Annotated in this window: 15 protein-coding genes and 1 pseudogene; 6 read left to right on the plus strand and 10 right to left on the minus strand. The window is 44.9% G+C overall.

Annotated features, from left to right (window positions below):
- Positions 1 to 82: 82 nt before the first annotated feature.
- From AB4375_RS09665 to AB4375_RS09685, 5 genes are all read right to left on the minus strand, one after another.
- On the minus strand, positions 83 to 1,255 hold the full coding sequence (locus AB4375_RS09665; RefSeq protein WP_372051453.1) for an ABC transporter permease: 1,173 nt from the start codon (positions 1,253 to 1,255) through the stop codon (positions 83 to 85).
- On the minus strand, positions 1,252 to 2,571 hold the full coding sequence (locus AB4375_RS09670) for an ABC transporter permease (protein ID WP_372051454.1): 1,320 nt from the start codon (positions 2,569 to 2,571) through the stop codon (positions 1,252 to 1,254). The genes AB4375_RS09665 and AB4375_RS09670 overlap by 4 nt, the downstream gene beginning before the upstream one ends.
- 7 nt (positions 2,572 to 2,578) lie before the next feature.
- Positions 2,579 to 3,553: an HlyD family secretion protein gene (locus tag AB4375_RS09675; protein ID WP_372051455.1), complete on the minus strand. Its 975-nt coding sequence runs from the start codon at positions 3,551 to 3,553 to the stop codon at positions 2,579 to 2,581.
- A 3-nt stretch (positions 3,554 to 3,556) separates the two neighbouring features.
- Positions 3,557 to 4,996, minus strand: coding sequence for a TolC family protein (locus tag AB4375_RS09680; RefSeq protein ID WP_017063805.1), 1,440 nt, complete (start codon positions 4,994 to 4,996; stop codon positions 3,557 to 3,559).
- A 213-nt stretch (positions 4,997 to 5,209) separates the two neighbouring features.
- Positions 5,210 to 5,437 carry a hypothetical protein gene (locus AB4375_RS09685; protein WP_009846577.1) on the minus strand — a complete coding sequence of 76 codons (228 nt, stop codon included), beginning with the start codon at positions 5,435 to 5,437 and terminating at the stop codon, positions 5,210 to 5,212.
- 621 nt (positions 5,438 to 6,058) lie between these two features.
- On the opposite strand from AB4375_RS09685, the gene AB4375_RS09690 reads away from it, so the two are divergent.
- The 5 genes from AB4375_RS09690 (at position 6,059) to gnd (ending at position 12,597) form a co-directional block, all read left to right on the plus strand.
- Positions 6,059 to 7,711, plus strand: coding sequence for a sensor histidine kinase (locus AB4375_RS09690; protein WP_065583603.1), 1,653 nt, complete (start codon positions 6,059 to 6,061; stop codon positions 7,709 to 7,711).
- Between the two features lie 69 nt (positions 7,712 to 7,780).
- Positions 7,781 to 8,476 carry a response regulator gene (locus AB4375_RS09695; protein ID WP_017069356.1) on the plus strand — a complete coding sequence of 232 codons (696 nt, stop codon included), beginning with the start codon at positions 7,781 to 7,783 and terminating at the stop codon, positions 8,474 to 8,476.
- A 410-nt stretch (positions 8,477 to 8,886) separates the two neighbouring features.
- The gene (gene zwf, locus AB4375_RS09700) at positions 8,887 to 10,389 is read left to right on the plus strand and encodes a glucose-6-phosphate dehydrogenase (protein WP_372051462.1); all 1,503 of its coding nucleotides are present in this window, start codon (positions 8,887 to 8,889) and stop codon (positions 10,387 to 10,389) included.
- A complete protein-coding gene (pgl, locus tag AB4375_RS09705; protein ID WP_248641252.1) occupies positions 10,386 to 11,120 on the plus strand; it encodes a 6-phosphogluconolactonase in 735 nt (244 codons plus the stop codon). Before zwf ends, pgl begins: the two co-directional genes overlap by 4 nt.
- A gap of 28 nt (positions 11,121 to 11,148) precedes the next feature.
- Positions 11,149 to 12,597, plus strand: a complete 1,449-nt coding sequence (gene gnd, locus AB4375_RS09710) for a decarboxylating NADP(+)-dependent phosphogluconate dehydrogenase (protein ID WP_017059712.1) — start codon at positions 11,149 to 11,151, stop codon at positions 12,595 to 12,597.
- A 138-nt stretch (positions 12,598 to 12,735) separates the two neighbouring features.
- Here gnd and AB4375_RS09715 read toward each other — a convergent pair.
- Positions 12,736 to 12,942: pseudogene (locus AB4375_RS09715) on the minus strand (metal-dependent phosphohydrolase); the annotation flags it as partial.
- 239 nt (positions 12,943 to 13,181) lie between these two features.
- Here AB4375_RS09715 and AB4375_RS09720 point away from each other — a divergent pair.
- Complete coding sequence (locus AB4375_RS09720) at positions 13,182 to 13,595, plus strand: VF530 family DNA-binding protein (RefSeq protein ID WP_372051456.1); 414 nt, start codon at positions 13,182 to 13,184, stop codon at positions 13,593 to 13,595.
- A 133-nt stretch (positions 13,596 to 13,728) separates the two neighbouring features.
- Here the strand turns inward: AB4375_RS09720 and AB4375_RS09725 are convergent, their stop codons facing one another.
- The 4 genes from AB4375_RS09725 to AB4375_RS09740 all read right to left on the minus strand — a co-directional run bounded on the left by AB4375_RS09725 (position 13,729) and on the right by AB4375_RS09740 (position 17,158).
- A complete protein-coding gene (locus AB4375_RS09725) occupies positions 13,729 to 13,920 on the minus strand; it encodes a hypothetical protein (RefSeq protein WP_017066914.1) in 192 nt (63 codons plus the stop codon).
- A 255-nt stretch (positions 13,921 to 14,175) separates the two neighbouring features.
- Entirely contained in the window at positions 14,176 to 14,934 is a 759-nt protein-coding gene (locus tag AB4375_RS09730; protein ID WP_017062287.1) for a sulfite exporter TauE/SafE family protein, read from the minus strand.
- Positions 14,935 to 15,126: 192 nt separating this feature from the next.
- Positions 15,127 to 16,647, minus strand: a complete 1,521-nt coding sequence (locus AB4375_RS09735; protein WP_372051457.1) for a tripartite tricarboxylate transporter permease — start codon at positions 16,645 to 16,647, stop codon at positions 15,127 to 15,129.
- Positions 16,648 to 16,657: 10 nt separating this feature from the next.
- The gene (locus tag AB4375_RS09740; protein WP_004733594.1) at positions 16,658 to 17,158 is read right to left on the minus strand and encodes a tripartite tricarboxylate transporter TctB family protein; all 501 of its coding nucleotides are present in this window, start codon (positions 17,156 to 17,158) and stop codon (positions 16,658 to 16,660) included.
- Positions 17,159 to 17,176 lie beyond the last annotated feature (18 nt).

Raw genomic sequence — 17,176 nt, forward strand, 5'->3', positions numbered from 1 at the left:
TCTTAAGTGAACGGCATTAGCCCTTTATCAGAGCTTTTATGTTCTAGCGGAAAGCATGAGTACTTTCCGCTAGAACATAAAACTAAACGGCCCGATGACTATTGCTATTGCCAACTGTGCCTTTACTGGATTTGTGGTAGAGCTTAAGTGCCAATAATGAACCCCACAACAAAACTTGTCCCCAGAGTAATGTCCATTGAGATGCCACCTCTTGCCAAGATGCACCCATCTGATCAAGTGCTAAGAAACCTTGGATAGCCGGTGTGCTTGGGAACAGCTGTGATAATAGAACTAACCATTCGGGCATCATTTCAACTGGCCAGATAAAACCTGAAGAGAAGATCAGTGGCATTGAACTGATTAACACTACAACCGTGACTAGCTCTCTTCGTGGCACTAACTCACCAATAAAAATCCCGATCAAACAACTGGCCAGTAAGAAGGGCAGAAGTAAGGTTAAGATCTGTGTTGTTGAGGCGAGCTGGTTTATCCCATACATCGAAAAGCTAGCGCCGAAATAGTACATCGACAACAGGTAATAAATGCCGACTAAGGTACAACAGCGGGCAAGCATCAATTTCGCTGGAGAGGTCTTACTCCAGTAGCCAAATGTCGATTGAGCATTTTGGGTTGCACCAACTAAACCTGAAGCCATGGCTAAGGTTTGTTGCAGGATCAACACAAAGACGGCTGGGACTACGTAATCGATGTATCCCATGCGACTATTAAACGTTGGTTTCAGGTTCAAGCTGAATGCACTGTAGCCTTTGGCTGCCGATTCTAAAGGCACACCTTCGACTAACAAATGGCTGACCTTAACTTGCGCAGCTAACGTACCACCGGCCTTGGCAAGCCCTTCAACAATGGTTCCGTAGACCAAAAAGTAAGAAGCATCACCAGCGTAAGAAAGTGTCGGGCTCTTACCGAGCAACAAGTCTTTATAGAAATCTTCTGGAATGACGAGGAACCCACCAATCTCTTGGTTAAGCACGGCTTGTTTCGCATCGGCGATGGTGGAGTCTCGACGGACCAATTCGATCTGAGAGGTGGCATCCACCATACGCTCTAATTGATAGCTGCTTTGACTCTTATCCAAGTTCACAACCGAAGCTTTCAGTTGTTGAGGAACTTGGTTCGCGTAAGGCAATGGATACAAGAAGGAATAGAAGACCACACCACCAAATACCGTAAGAAGCACGACAGGGTTGCGCAATACCGCTAAGAGTTCTTGCTTGAGCAGTTGAGTAAAGCTCATCGTTTTACTCCTTGTTGTGCTGATGCTTCTGGCTGTGTTGACGGCGTTGTTTTTGCAGATAAAACTGCTTTTGCTGATAGACCTGCTTGTGTAGATGGATCTGCTTGTGCAGTTAGATCTGATTGCGCCAAGTGTTTCTTAATTAACAACATTACCACCAAAGCAGGAACCGCGTACCACAACATAGAAGAGAGGCTGATCAGCGACTGTGCTGCGCTCACGCCATAACTAGACTGTGCTGTTTGTACTTCGATGTAATGACTCACGGGCAATAAGCTTCTCCAAATTTGAGCTGCCGTGTTCATGTCTGTCACTGGAAAGGTGATGCCCATGAACGCAAAACTTGGTGCCGTAAATGCGCCAGCGAAACTCATCGCCCTTGCAGGATCAAGTGTTAAGAAGAAAAACAAACAACCCATGATGATACAGCTGATAACGGTAAGCAGTTGGGCAACGGTCAATGCTATAAAGCTGCCGTTAAATGGCCAGCCTAAGAGCACATAAAACCAAAAACTAAACGCGATACCAAACATCAAAAACAAGACAAGGTAGGGCGTTAATGTTGATGCGAGTGACTTCATAGGGGCGTTGGATAACCAAGCGTGAAGCCCACGAGCTCTAACGTTCGCCGTCAAAACCAATATCGTGCCCACCACAATCATGATCTGCCACAGTGCAGGAATAACCGCAGACACCAAGAACTGAGCATAACTGCTGTTCTTGTTGAACAGCGGCGTGATCTGGCTTTGTACCGTTACTGCTTGGCCTAATGCGGATTGCACCGTGGTATCACCGTGTGACAGCTGTTTCACGACTTCAAGTTGCGCGTTAAAAGTCCCTTGAGCCTGCAGCAAGGCAGAGTTCACCAGCTTACCGATTAAGATAAATTGGCTGTTATAGAATACAGACACTTGCGGATTCAAGCCGAGCAGAAGGTCTCGGTCGAAGTGCCTTGGTATCACAACATAACCATAGATATCACGTTCGATCATCGCTTTCGCCGCATCACTCGCAGAGCTGTATTTCTGAGTGACTTGCAGCGTTGGTGACGCATCAACAAGGCGTGTGAACTGTTGCGAGATTTGACTGTGCTCAAGGTCGACAACTGCGACCGGTAAGTCACGAGCGATCCCTTGTGAAAAAATCAGCCAGATACTGGCAGCAAGCAGCAAAGGAATCCAAGTTAGGCAAGACAACAACCATTTGTCTTTGCGGACAATCGCCCACTGCCGAAGCAAGGTATTCTTCGCTCTATGATGCTCAGTTGATTGCGAGCCTCTAGATTGCGATCCAGTATATTGAGAGTTAGCAGACATAAGTCACCTAAAGCTCAACCACTAGGCTCATGCCCATACGCAGTGTTTCGCTCGTATCGACAGGGTGTGCTTCTACTTCAAAAGTACGTAAATCGAAGCCTTGTGCTGCGTCTGTTGAGCGCCAAGTTGCGAAATCACCCATTACGGCGATGTGAGTTACTTGGAAAGTTAATGATTTATCCAGAGCCGGTAGGTATGCCTCAAACTGGCTGCCTTTCTCGAAATGCTTAAGCATGTCTTCACGAACATTGAGCACAGCCCAAGCATCCTTGGTGTCGATAACAGTCACAACAGGGAAGCCTTGTGGTGCAAGTTCTCCACTGCTCAATAGAACCTGAGAGACTTCGCCATTAAACCAGCTGTGGATCTGTGTGTCTTTTGCGTAAGCTTCAACTTCCGCTACCGCACCCGCTGCCATTAACGCTTTTTGAGCGGCGGCCACTTTGGTTTCGTCACGCGCACCTTCTTGCGCTAATTGATACATTTGGAATGCAGCGCTTTCGGTGTACTTCGCCGCTTGCCACTGTGTTTTGGCTTCATCACGCTTCTGCTCGGCAACCACACCATCGTTGTAAAGGTTGTTTACACGTTGGTAGGTTTTGTCCATCAGATCGGCAGCTGCTTTGGCTTTCAACCATTGGTCTTTAGCCGCTTGGATCTGTTGAGTACGCGCGCCATTCTCTGCTTCTTGTGCTAATGCACCAGCGGCTTTCTGGCCAGCTTTTGCTTGCTCTAGCTTCGCATCAATCTCAGGGCTTAGTAGAGAGAAGATCAATTCGCCTTTTTCAACCGAATCGCCTTTGCGCACGAATATTTGATCAATTCTGCCAGGTACTTTCGATGAGATGCTGTATTGCTGCACATCGATTTGACCTTGAAGCTTAACCGGCTGAGGTTGATAAGCTTGATAGAAACTGTATCCGACCCAGCCAATAACGCCGATACCAACTAAAGATAGAAGAAGGGGCTTAATAGGTTTCATGAATTATCCTTTTGACTGGCTAACGGTGTCTGTTTTTGAGTCGAAATCAGACGGAACAGAGGAGGTTAAGTAACTGGAGTAAGCATTCATTTCGCTGGTTAGCGCTAACAGCTTGTTGAGAGAGATTAGGTATTTGAAGCGAGCAGCAGATTGCTGGGTTTTAATGCTCGCAAGATAAAGCTCGGCATCAACCACTTCTAATGAGTTAGATAACCCTTGTGTGAAGGCTTTTTTACGAAGTAATAGGTTTTCCTGAGCTAAAGACAAGCTCGAGTTTAGACCTTGAACCTCTTCAATGGCTTGGTTTGCTTCAAGGTAAGTCTTTTGTACCAACACGGTTAAGTCTTGCTTAGCTTGTGACTTAAGGAATTGAACCTGTGATACGGCACTGTGAGCCGCAGCGACTTTGTCGGAACGGCCAGAGGTATCAAGCAGTGGCACATTCACACCAATGCCAACCAACCAATCGGGTTTCATTTCACTGGCTAGAGAGTCATCTTCATACAGGCTGTAATCACCATAAAGGTAAACCTCTGGGTAGTATTTACCTTTCTCGGCTTTAATTAAGCTGCTTGCTTGTTTCTCTTTTGCATCAAGAATCTTAAGGCCGGGGTAGGTCATGAGTGTCTGGTCAATGAACACGTCCATATGAGGCAGGTTCTTATTGATAAACAGTTGTTCAGAGGGTTCTACACTTTCATTTTGACCAAGGATTTGGGTCAACGCCAATTGCGCAATTTTAAGATCGTTCTGAGCTTTCGTGCGCTCTACAATCGCTTTATCTAAAGAAGCATCGGCTTGTAGGCGTTCTACTCGGGCGATTTGTCCTTGCTGTTCAAGCTTGATGGCGAAATCACGATGCTGAGTTAAGCCTGCTTCAACGGCTTGACGCGTTCTCACCACGTCTTCCGCTAAGATCACCGAGAAGTAATACTTACTTAAGTCTTCGTAGCGAGCTTGTTTCTCCATCAACAGTTGGCTTTGCGCTTCTTCGCTTTTACCTTCAGCCGCATTTTGCGCAGCGGTTATTCGACCACCAGTGAAGATAGGCCACACAGCACGAATGGAAGAGCTAAAGATGTCTTGTTCGGTAATCGTTGAGGTAACGCCACCAACTAGAGGGCGCAAAATCGCGGATATAGCAGGGTTTACTCCACTCAAGCTATCTGAAAACTGTTCACCATTAATCGTCACATCACTATCAAGGTGCGTGTAGTTAGCCCCTAAGGTAATAGAAGGAAGATTGAGGCTACTTGTTGAGTTCTGAAGGTGTTGATAACGTTCAACGTTGGCTTGTTGAGCCGCAAGAGAGTTGTTGTTTTCTTGCAATATTTGCCACGCTTCAGAAAAAGTGAGCGGAGCTGCATAGCCTGGCGAAGCCATAGTGCCGAGAAGCATACTGGCGATCGCAAGGTATCGGAATTTTGGTTTGGTCATCTGCATTAAATACCAATTAGAGTATTAACTCTAATGTTAACAGGGCGATAGTCATTTGTCTTGAATAGATTGTCTCATGAATAGAAATTTTCATAACTCGTTAATCAAGTGTAAATAAGATTGAGTGACGTGAATATCAAAGATAAATGAAACTTAAAAAGCACGCATAAGCATGCTCTTTAAGTTCAGTATAGAAGTGTTTTTACAAAATGAAGTGGCTTATTTAAAGCTAGGACAATGGTGATCGGCGCGCCATACCAATTGTCTTGAACCTTGCATTGTTTGTAATAAATCTCTACCTGACATTTGCGGGAATGCTAACAATACCTTGAGATCGAGAGGGGAGGTGCCATCTTTCTCATAGGCTCTTACGTGAGTAAAAGTCGATTGTAAGTGTTTGAACAGCATAGTCTTAGTAAGACAAATTCCAAAGTTATCGCGTTTCATTGCCTTGTTTCCTTTTCAACAATGTTTATACGTTATGTTTGTTATCCTGTTTCTATTGGACGTTGCCACTGACTGATCGATACTTCCTGCTCATCAATGTTTTATTATTGGGTGATGCTTTTATCAGTCACCTCTTCGTTGTCTGGCTAGCCGAGTTTGAAATAGCGATGGATGAATAGGGGAGAATACTTAATCCGTTTGTTCATCATTCGTAACGGCGAGCGTGCAACTTTTAGTTATAGATACGTCCAGCGAGCGAAGGGTTGTTGCTATTTTGTTAATCGAAGTTTCGATTCAAAGCGCGGTCTGAAAATCATGACCTATGGCTTAGCAACAATAAACTTCTTCATATGCAACCATTATAATTGTATTTATTTTAAACAACCTAAAAAACACCTAAAAGCTTAGTGATCTAGCTCAATATTTATTCGTTTATTTTGGTTTTTAAGCTAATCAGTCCTAAAAATGAACGATTAATCGAGATGAACAACGTAAAGGATTATCAATTAACAATCTGCTCAATTATTTAGTTGAGTAGCAGTCACAAATTCACGCCCCTAGAAAGGTCATGCGATTAACTTGGTGTTAACATTGATCGTCTAACACTAGGGACGGTGGAATATGAAATGGAGCAGTATCAGTTTCCGTAAAAGGTTACTGATTATCATGACGGTCACTGGCCTCGTTGAACTTTTGATTCTTGCAGCTGCTGGTTTTTACTACATCAAACAATCTCAAGAACAAGAGATGGGTTTGAAAGCGTTAGGTGTTGCTGAATTTCTATCTGAATCGCCGCTTGTCACCAGCATTATTCAAGAAAATGGAACGTTGGACCCTAATGGCGTTCCCTACGTTTTGTCTGAAGAAACCCAAGTTAAATTTCGTAACCTTACTCAGCTCATTGGCGCGGCGTTTATCGTTGTTGGAGATGATAAAGGTATCCGCCTGATTCACCCTTATGATGACAGGCTCGGTAAACCCATGCGTGGTGGCGATAACCAAAAAGCATTGGTATTGGGCGAGTCTTATGTGTCGACAGCCAAAGGATCGCTGGGTTTTTCAGTTCGTGGTAAATCCGCGGTAAAAGACACCCAAGGTACCGTTATTGGTGTGGTGTCAGTTGGTTACTTATTGGATTCGTTGCAAGATCGAATCGAACCTTACTTAGCCTTTTTGATTGTGATGGCGTTGCTGGTGGTTGCGGTCAACGCTTTGATTTCGAGTTATGTATCTCGCCGTTTTCAACGCGCTATTTTAGGCTTTGAGCCTGAAGAGATAGGGCGACTTTATGTTGAGCTAGATGTAACCATGAGTACCGTGAAAGAGGGCATTCTGAGCATCGACAAGCACGGCATTTTGCGTTCTATTAATAAAAGTGCCTGCGATATTTTATCGATAGACAGGGATAAAGCACTCAATCAACAGCGCCTTTCTGACGTATTGCCAGGCAGTGATTTAGAACAACTGCTATCAACCGGCGACACCGACCACGATGTAGAGTTGTATTTGAACAATAAGCGAATCATTGCTAACCGTAGCCCGATTATAGTGGCAGGTGAGGTGGTCGGGGCGGTATCGAGTTTCCGATTACGAAATGAAATCAACGATTTAACAGACCAGCTCTCACAAACCAAAGAATATGCTGATCTACTGCGTTCACAAACCCACGAGCATCAAAACAAGCTTAACACTATTAGTGGCTTGATTCAGATGGGCGAGTTGGATTCTGTTCAACAATTGATTGGTCAAGAAACCGCTCATTACCAGAGCTTAATTGAGTTCTTAAGAGAGACGGTGAAAGACCCTCTTATTGCAGGCATGCTTTTAGGCAAAACAGAGCGAGCTCGAGAGATTGGGTTAGAGCTTAAAGTGGAAGAGGGATCAAGGCTTGAAGCTCTGCCTAGCTGGTTAAACGCGGATGACGTTGTCACAATTCTTGGCAACCTGATTGATAACGCCTTTGACGCCACCATGACGGCGATTAAGCAAGAGGGTCAAATTGCGCCAGCGCGTCGGGTTATTGAAGTTTCAATCAGTGATTTTGGTAATGAAATTATCGTAGAAGTAGAAGACAAAGGGTGCGGTTTGCCGAAAGAGTTGGCGACCAAAGCACTCACCGAAAAAGGTGTATCGAGCAAAGCGAAGCAAAATCGTGGTGTGGGTTTGTATCTGATAAAGCAGCTGGCAGACCGATATCAAGGGCAGCTTGAAATGGTCGACAACCAAGATTTTGGCACGCGAATGACGGTTTATTTGCCAAAAGAAGAACAATAATAATTAAGCACGAAGCGATCTTGTGAAGATCATCGTGACGGAAAAAATATGGTTAAAGGAAGAACATAAATGAACGCAATCACGAGAGTCATGGTCATTGAAGATGATATTGCGATTGCAGAGCTACACCATCGTTATTTAGAACAGATGGGTGGCTTTGACGTGGTCGGCATTGCCACTACACAGTCTGAAGCGCTGATGCAACTGGACATCTTAAAACCGAATTTGGTGTTATTGGATGTGTATCTGCCGGACGGGTGTGGGCTCGATATTCTTAATCACGTAAGAGGGAGCAATCAAGGCTGCGACGTTATCTTGATTACTGCTGCTCGGGATGTCGATACGCTGCAGCAAGCAATGCGTGGTGGGGTGGTCGATTATCTATTGAAACCAGTAATGTTCCCTCGTTTGGAAGCGGCACTGAAAAAGTATCAATCTCAACAGCAAGAGTTTGAAAGTGTGTCGGATTTGAATCAAGGTTTGGTTGATAAGATGCTGCAAGCCAATGCCAAAGCGGACTCTGGAAAAGTATCCACCTTACCCAAAGGCATTGATGGCGTAACGTTGGATAAGATCAGAGCCATTTTTCAGCAAGCTGATGCCGTTAATATTACCGCCGATGAAGCCGGAGAACGAATTGGTGCTAGCCGAACCACCGCCAGACGCTATTTAGAATTTTTGATTACCACTGGTGAGTTAGTCGCAGACTTAAATTACGGTACCGTAGGTCGCCCGGAGCGCTGCTACAACAAAGCGCAAAGATAAACACGACACCATCAAAATAAATATAAAGCCAGTTGAATAAGCTGGTTTTACCTTTTTCTCCCTTTCCTATTGCTCACTCCACCGACCAGATACCGTTCTTTCTTGACTACACTGTTTGAGAATGCCGATTTGCTTCTCCCTCGGGTCAAATGAACGGAACTATCGATTAGAATTTGTTCGAAATGAGTCAATATTTAATCGATTGCTTTCACAGTGGTTGATGTAAATCAAATAGTCATAGACAATACTGTCCCGAATAGAGGTGATAGCTTTCACCCTCGTTTACCAAACGCATTCTCAAATTTAATAGGCGCTTACTATTGATGTAATAGTTAAGACCTATTATCTATTTTCGTATGTCGCTGATACCTTTGGCGAATACTAAAAACCTTGTTTTTATAGGAAAGATGATGGTAATACCTGAAAACAGCAGCATCGTTATTTTTGGTGCGTCGGGAGATCTAACTTACCGCAAGTTAATTCCTGCTCTATACCACCTGTATGCTAGCAATCAACTACCAGAATCCTTTGCGATTCTTGGAGTGAGCCGTACTGAGTACAGCGATGAGTCTTACCGTGAGAAGCTGAAGAAGTCTCTTCAGGAAATGGAAAAAACTGAACCAGAGACGCTGAATGCATTTATTGAACATCTGCATTACCAAGCGATCAATACTTCAGATGTAGACGACTATGCTCGTTTAGCACAACGTCTAGACAAGCTTGAGCAAGACTACCAATTCGAAAACCATAACACATTGTTCTACTTGGCAACCCCGCCAAGCCTATACGGTGTGATTCCAGCAAACCTTGCTGCGCATGGCCTTAACGATGAATCGAACGGCTGGCGTCGTCTGATCATCGAAAAACCATTTGGTTACGACTTAGCATCAGCTCAAGCGTTGGATGAAGAGATCCATCATCACTTCCAAGAACACCAGATCTACCGTATCGACCATTACCTTGGTAAAGAGACGGTTCAAAACCTTCTAGTGCTTCGTTTCTCAAACGCGATGTTTGAACCACTGTGGAACCGTAACTTCATTGAATACGTTGAAATCACAGGTGCTGAGTTCCTTGGCGTTGAAGAGCGTGGCGGATACTACGACGGTTCTGGCGCAGTTCGCGACATGCTCCAAAACCACCTGCTGCAAGTGCTAGCGATGGTAGGTATGGAGCCGCCTGCACAAATTAACGCTGATTCTATTCGTGACGAAGTGGTTAAAGTTCTTCAGTGTCTCAAACCGCTAGAAGAAGACGACCTGCGTAAAGATTTAGTGCTAGGTCAATACACAGCGTCAGACGTTCGCGGCCAGCAGTTGCTTGGTTACCGTGAAGAGCCGGGTGTTGCGGATGACTCTCGTACTGAGACGTACATTGGTCTTAAAGCACACATCAACAACTGGCGTTGGAATGGTGTTCCTTTCTACGTACGTACTGGTAAACGCTTGCCGACACGTGTGACTGAAATCGTGATTCACTTTAAGAACACACCACACCCAGTATTTGGTCAAGATGCACCAGAGAATAAGCTGATTATCCGTATTCAACCGGATGAAGGTATTCAGATGAGCTTTGGTTTGAAAGAGCCAGGCGCAGGCTTCAAAGCAAAAGAAGTGAAAATGAACTTCTCTTACTCTGACTTGCCTGAAACTCAGATGCTGACGGCTTATGAGCGTCTTCTTCTTGATGCACTGAACGGTGATGCGACTCTGTTTGCACGTACCGATGCGGTAGAAGCATGTTGGAAGTACGTTCAACCAATCTTAGACTTCAAGCAAGACCCTCAAGCACTGTTTGGCTATGCTTGTGGTACTTGGGGCCCACAGGAAGCAGATGAACTTCTGCAACGTGATGGCCGCGCATGGCGTTTCCCATGCAAAAACTTAACAGACACGGATTACTGCGAACTATGATCAATCACAAGATCTTTGCAACGCCTGAACTGGTTGTTGAAAACCTAGCAAATGAAATGAAAGCATACAGCGAGCAGGGCACACCTGTTCACATTTCACTGTCTGGTGGCAGCACGCCAAAAATGCTTTTCAAGCTTTTAGCACAGGCGCCTTACGCGGAAGGTATTCAATGGAATAACCTTCACTTCTGGTGGGGCGACGAACGTTGCGTTGCACCAGACGACGCTGAAAGCAACTTCGGTGAAGCAAACGCGCTCTTATTTTCAAAACTAAAAGAGTTTACTCAAGTAAACCTTCCTGCTGAAAACATCCACCGCATCCGTGGTGAAGATGAACCAAAAGCAGAAGCAGAGCGTTTCGCAAAAGAGATGGCAGACGTAATCCCAACAGAAAACGGCACGCCTGTATTCGATTGGATTCTGCTTGGTGTTGGCGCAGACGGCCACACAGCTTCACTATTCCCAGGTGCAACCAACTACCAAGATGAGAACCTATCTGTATTAGCTTCTCACCCTGAGTCTGGTCAAATCCGTGTTTCTAAAACAGCGAAAGTTTTAGAAGCAGCAAAACGAATCAGCTACCTAGTACTGGGTGCAGGTAAAGTTGAGATCGTTAAAGAAATTCATACAACTCCTGCTTCAGAACTGCCTTACCCGGCAGCGAAAATCCAGTCTAAAACTGGCGAAACAGAGTGGTTCTTAGATTCAAATGCAGCAAGTGCTATCGCATAAGTGCGAATAGCCGCAAGGAGATAAAATAATGAAAGGTGATATCGGTGTAATTGGCCTAGCAGTAATGGGTCAGAACCTTATCCTAAACATGAACGACCACGGCTTCAAAGTTGTGGCTCATAACCGTACTGCTGCTAAAGTAGACGAGTTCCTAGAAGGCCCAGCTAAAGGTACTAACATTGTTGGTGCTTACTCTCTAGAAGAGCTAGTTGAGAAGCTAGAAGCGCCACGTAAAGTGATGCTTATGGTTCGTGCTGGTGACGTTGTAGACACGTTCATCGAAAATCTAATCCCACTTCTAGACGAAGGCGACATCATCATTGATGGTGGTAACACTAACTACCCAGACACTAACCGTCGAGTAGCGCATTGTCGTGAGAAAGGCATCCACTTCATCGGTACTGGTGTATCTGGTGGTGAAGAAGGTGCTCGTTTCGGTCCTTCAATCATGCCAGGTGGTGCGGCTGAAGCTTGGGAAGCGGTTAAGCCAATCTTCCAAGGTATCTCGGCAAAAACTGACGCTGGTGAGCCTTGCTGTGACTGGGTTGGTAACGACGGTGCTGGTCACTTCGTTAAGATGGTACACAACGGCATCGAATACGGTGACATGCAGCTTATCACTGAAGCATACCAGTTCATGAAAGATGGCCTAGGTATGTCTGCTGACGAGATGCAAGCAGTATTCGCTGACTGGAACAAGACTGAGCTAGACAGCTACCTAGTTGAAATCACTGCTGACATCCTTGGCTACAAAGATGAAGACGGTGAAGCGCTAGTTGAGAAGATCCTAGACACTGCAGGCCAAAAAGGTACGGGTAAGTGGACGGGTATCAACGCACTAGACCTAGGTATCCCACTGACTCTAATCTCTGAGTCTGTATTCTCTCGTTGCCTGTCTGCTCTTAAAGACCAACGTGTTGAAGCTGAAGCTTTGTTTGAGAAGACAATCACTCCAGTTGAAGGCGACAAGCAAGAGTGGGTTGATGCACTACGTCAAGCTCTACTGGCTTCTAAGATCATCTCTTACGCTCAAGGTTTCATGCTAATGCGTGAAGCGTCGAACGAAAACGGCTGGGACCTAAACTACGGTAACGTAGCGCTAATGTGGCGTGGTGGTTGTATCATCCGTTCTGCATTCCTAGGCAACATACGTGATGCGTACGAAGCAAACCCAGACATCGCGTTCCTAGGTTCTGACGAGTACTTCAAAAACATCCTACAAGGCAGCCTAGTGGCATGGCGTAAAGTAGCAGCGAAATCTCTAGAGTCTGGTATCCCAATGCCATGTACGATTTCTGCGCTATCTTTCCTAGACGGTTACACAACTGCACGTCTACCAGCGAACCTGCTTCAAGCTCAACGTGACTACTTCGGTGCTCACACTTACGAGCGTACTGACCGTCCACGTGGTGAATTCTTCCACACAAACTGGACTGGTACAGGCGGCGACACTGCTTCTACAACTTACGACGTATAATCGTTAGTTAGAATCAGTAGAGAACAAATTTGTTCTTTCAGCTGCAAACTAGAAAACAAAAGGATGCCTCAGTGGCATCCTTTTTTGTTGGTTTGCGTATTTTTAGATGGTCACTTCAAACACACAACTAATTATCGCTTAGGCGGTCATGATATGTGGTTGTACATCGTCGTTGTATTGATCTCGAATGGCCATAAAGCTGTCTAGGTTTTGTTTAGGCGCTTCAACCCACTCTGGGTCAAACATTGAACCAGTGTTTGCTTCTATATAGGCCATCACCTCATTCAGTAACCAAGCGTGTTTATAGGCTCTTTTACTCATTAACGCATCGAATACGTCTGCCAGTTAATAGCGTATGCGCTATTGCTTAAATAAAGTGCTGTTAATGATGATCTGGACGTTAAATAACCATTTTAAAATTAAATGAAAAGATAAATAGGATAACGCACATGCTTTATGCCATCATAAAGGCATAAATAAGGGCAATGGATGTAATGCCCAAGTGATTGAGCTAGAAATGGTCAGTGATGACGGTGTTCTAGAGTAAATTCAAGGCCTTTAGTTGCCTTGAAAAAGGTAATGTTATGACTGAAGAAGAAAGAATTGAACTGCAACAAAATAACCCGCTACACGGCTTAAAGCTTGAAACCATGATCACTGAGTTAGTGGATCACTATGGTTGGGAAATTTTGGATGCGGCAATGCGCATGAACTGCTTTAACACTAAGCCAACTATCGCAAGTGCTGTTAAATACCTTAAGAAGACTGAGTGGGCTCGTGAAAAGGTCGAAAATTTCTACCTTTACCGTTTCAAGCGTATGCCTAAAGCGTCAGACATTGAATACCAAATGCCTCCGCGTTCACGTACATTCCGCCATGGGCTAGAGCCTCGTGAGCCGATGGAACTAACGGTTGAGTCTATCCATGCCTCTCAAGCTAAAGCTGCGTCTGCATTTAAAGAGCGCCGTGGCGGTAACGGTCGTAATTTCCGTCGTTAACAAGAAGACGTCGCTAGAAAGAACCGTCGCTAAATAAGGCGTCGGCGATTAGCACGGCTAATTAGATAAGCGAAAAACACAAAAGGAGCCTATGAGCTCCTTTTTTAATTCGTTCGATTTAAACCGTAAATGGCTAAGCTTCGCGGTTCTTTCTTTGATTCTTCCAAAGATCGGTGACATAAACGATTGCACTGATAAGTAAGAATAGCGCTGACACAGAAAACAGAGCGGGCATTTTTAGGATCCACGCGAATGTGGCAGCAAGAAAAGCGACAAAGCAAATGAGTCGACTTGATGACATGACATGACCGAGTTTAATGTTCATAACGCCTCCTAATGAAGTCTCACTTTCGACAGGAGAAGTATCCCACCCTTGGAAAAATAAAGGCTAAAAAACAGTCTAAATTGTTATCAAATTTACTAATTAAAGGACTCGTCTCACACATATCGACACGGTTATTTTATAAGTAATAAAATAGCGAGATAGGTAATGCGAGAGTCAGCTTTCCCGCTGTGTTTTCCAGTTAGAATTAGATTCAGTTTCGGGTTTAATTAGTGTCAAACCGACTTAGCATAAAACCTAGTTATTATAGAAAAAGTAAGCGGTGATTAAGAAACTCGCGATGATCACTGTATTACGAACATATTGTTGTGGGATGCGGCGAGAGACTTTTGCTGAATAATAACCACCAACCAATGTACCCAATAATACAGCCATGCCAGACGGCCAATTAATCGAACCATTTACGATAAAAAACACGATCGCTGCGAGGGAAGCACACGCGGACACGAGCAGTTTGATGCCATTCATCACGTTGATGTTGGTGTAACCAGCCAGCGCCAAATAGCTCAATGTCACAATGCCCAAACCTGCATTAAAATACCCACCGTAGATACAGACAATCAAAAGTAATAAAGCGGAAAAGAATGCGCCTGCGCTAGTGGCGTGCTTATGTTTTGCTGTAGCTTGTTTAAGCCATTTATTGAGCGTGCCGCCAAACGTGAAAAGCAGAGCAGCATACAGCAACAGCCAAGGGACAGATTGAGTGAACAGAGCTTCTGGTGTGTGCAGCAGTAAAAATGCCCCGATACCACCGCCAATCACACATAAAGCTATAGTCAGTTTTAGCTGCTTAGTACCAGATTGAATTTCGTGGCGCAGAGCGTAGGCTCCGCTAATGTATCCAGCACACGAAGCAAAGGTATTGGTCGCGTTGGCTGCTATTGGTGGAACGCCAGCAAATAACAAAGCAGGGAAAGTGATGAAGCTGCCGCCACCCGCAATGGAGTTAAGCACACCGCCAACCACCCCTGATAAGAATAGAATCAACCAATCCATAGTTTTAGAATCCAATACGTTAACTAACTGGTTACCTTACTTGAATTTGTTATGAATATCAGCGCCATGTGTGTTGTAAAGATAGGTTTGTGAGTTTGCTACCATCTTTAACCGCTGGTTTTAATTGAGGCTTTAAATGAAAAAAGGAGCCAATGGCTCCTTTCGTTGAGGTTTAGTTGATTCGATAAAGCTTTACACTTCTACTGGCTTCGCTCTAAAACTCTTAAATAGTTTCACTAGAATCGGGCTAGACAGCACCAATACCGCCAGAATAGTGAAGGTCATCGTAATAGGGCGTTCCCATAAGAAGTTCAACTCACCATCGCTGATCATCAATGCTCGTCTTAAGTTCTCTTCCATCAAGCCGCCCAATATGAAGCCTAACAGTAATGGTGCCAATGGGAAGTTGGCTAGCCTTAATGCTATCGCAGCCATCGCTACCAGTAGCATCACAAATACGTCCATCGTGTTGAATGACACCAAGTACACGCCAGTGATTGAGAAGAAGATAATCATTGGAAGTAGAACCGTTCTAGGTACCGCTAGCAGTTTAGAGATATATGGGATCAACGGTAGGTTTAAGATAACCAGCACGATGTTGCCAAAGTACATCGAGATAATCACCGACCAAAATACGTCTGGGTGTTCAACGAACAAGCGAGGACCAGGCTGAATACCGTAGGCAATCAATGCACCAAGCATAATCGCAGTTGTACCAGAGCCCGGAATACCCAGCGTTAGTAGCGGAACGAATGAACCACTTGAAGCGGCGTTGTTTGCTGATTCAGGAGCAACAAGACCACGGATACTGCCTTTACCGAACTCTTTCTGCTTGTCTTTTGGCGCGAGGCTACGCTCCATACCGTAGCTTAGGAATGCCGCAATAGTGGCACCTGCGCCCGGTAGAACACCGGTAAAGAAACCGAGAATAGAAGATCGAATTGAAACTGGTGCCACTTCTTTGAACTCTTCTTTGGTGACCTTCATGCTACCAATATCCGACATCTTTTGGCTTTCTTCCGCGCTGGTGTCTTGCTCTGGTTTTAGAATACCCATCAAGGTTTCACCCAGTGCGAATGTTGCCATCGCTAATAATAGGAAGCTAAAGCCATCCATCAGATCCGTAAGGCCAAAAGTGAACCGTTCAACGCCAACACCTTTGTCGATACCTACAGTTGATAGCATCAAACCAAGAATAGTCATCATCCACGCTTTGATTACCTGACCTGGGCCTGCAAACGCCGCTACAGCGGACAAACCTAATAGCATCAACGCAAAGTAGTCTGAAGACTGGAAGCTCAGTGACACGCTTGCTAGAGCCGGTGCGGCAATCAAAAGCATGATTGCTGAAAGCGTACCGCCTGTGAAAGAAGAGTAAGCCGCGAGAGCAAGTGCTTTACCTGCTTGGCCTTTTTGAGCCATCGGGTAGCCGTCAAACGCGGTTACTACCGTTGAAGAACAACCCGGAGCATTGATTAAGATGGATGACGTCGAGCCACCAAATACAGCGCCGTAGTACACACCAGCCAACAAGATTAGGCCAGAAGAAGGATCTAGGCCGTATGTAATCGGGATCATCAACGCGATTGCTGAAATTGGACCGAGTCCCGGTAGCATTCCAATAAAGGTACCAACAAAACAGCCAACAATTACCATCATGATGTTCATTGGCATCACGGCGGTAGAAAGTCCTTGTAAAATTCCGTCTAACATAATGTTATCCCTACCAAAGAGTGAAGATTAAACCAGGCTCTAGGTAGATATCTAAGCCTTGAGTTAATAAAAGAAAGAACGCGATAACGAAAGGAAACGACGCGCCAAATAAGACAGCTTTGCGGCGCTCACCCAGTAGGTAAAAGCCTGCAAGTAAGAAGAAGCTGGTTGCTAAAACAAAGCCAAGATAAGTCAGTCCAACACCGTACAGAGCCATTAACACCAAGAAGCCAATAAGCAGTTTCCAGTTCAGCGGCGTAGTGTCGCATGTAACTTTTTTATCCGGCTGTCCGGTTATAAGCAGGATCAACGAAAGGCCAATGCCGATAAACGTTAGCAGGATAGGTAAGGTTCTTGCTGTGAAGGGTTCGTACTCGTCACCGGGGAACAAAGGAATCAGCGTGGTTTGGTAGCCATAGCATAAACATGCAAGCATAAAGAGCATGGCTCCGATGCGATCCTTCGAAAGCAAAGATTCCTTACTCAGAAATTTGGTTGGTAAGTCCGACATATCCAACTCCATTTGGGG

The organism is Vibrio sp. 10N.261.51.C6 (genome assembly GCF_041471785.1).
In the GTDB taxonomy this organism is placed as follows: Bacteria; Pseudomonadota; Gammaproteobacteria; order Enterobacterales; family Vibrionaceae; genus Vibrio; species Vibrio crassostreae_C.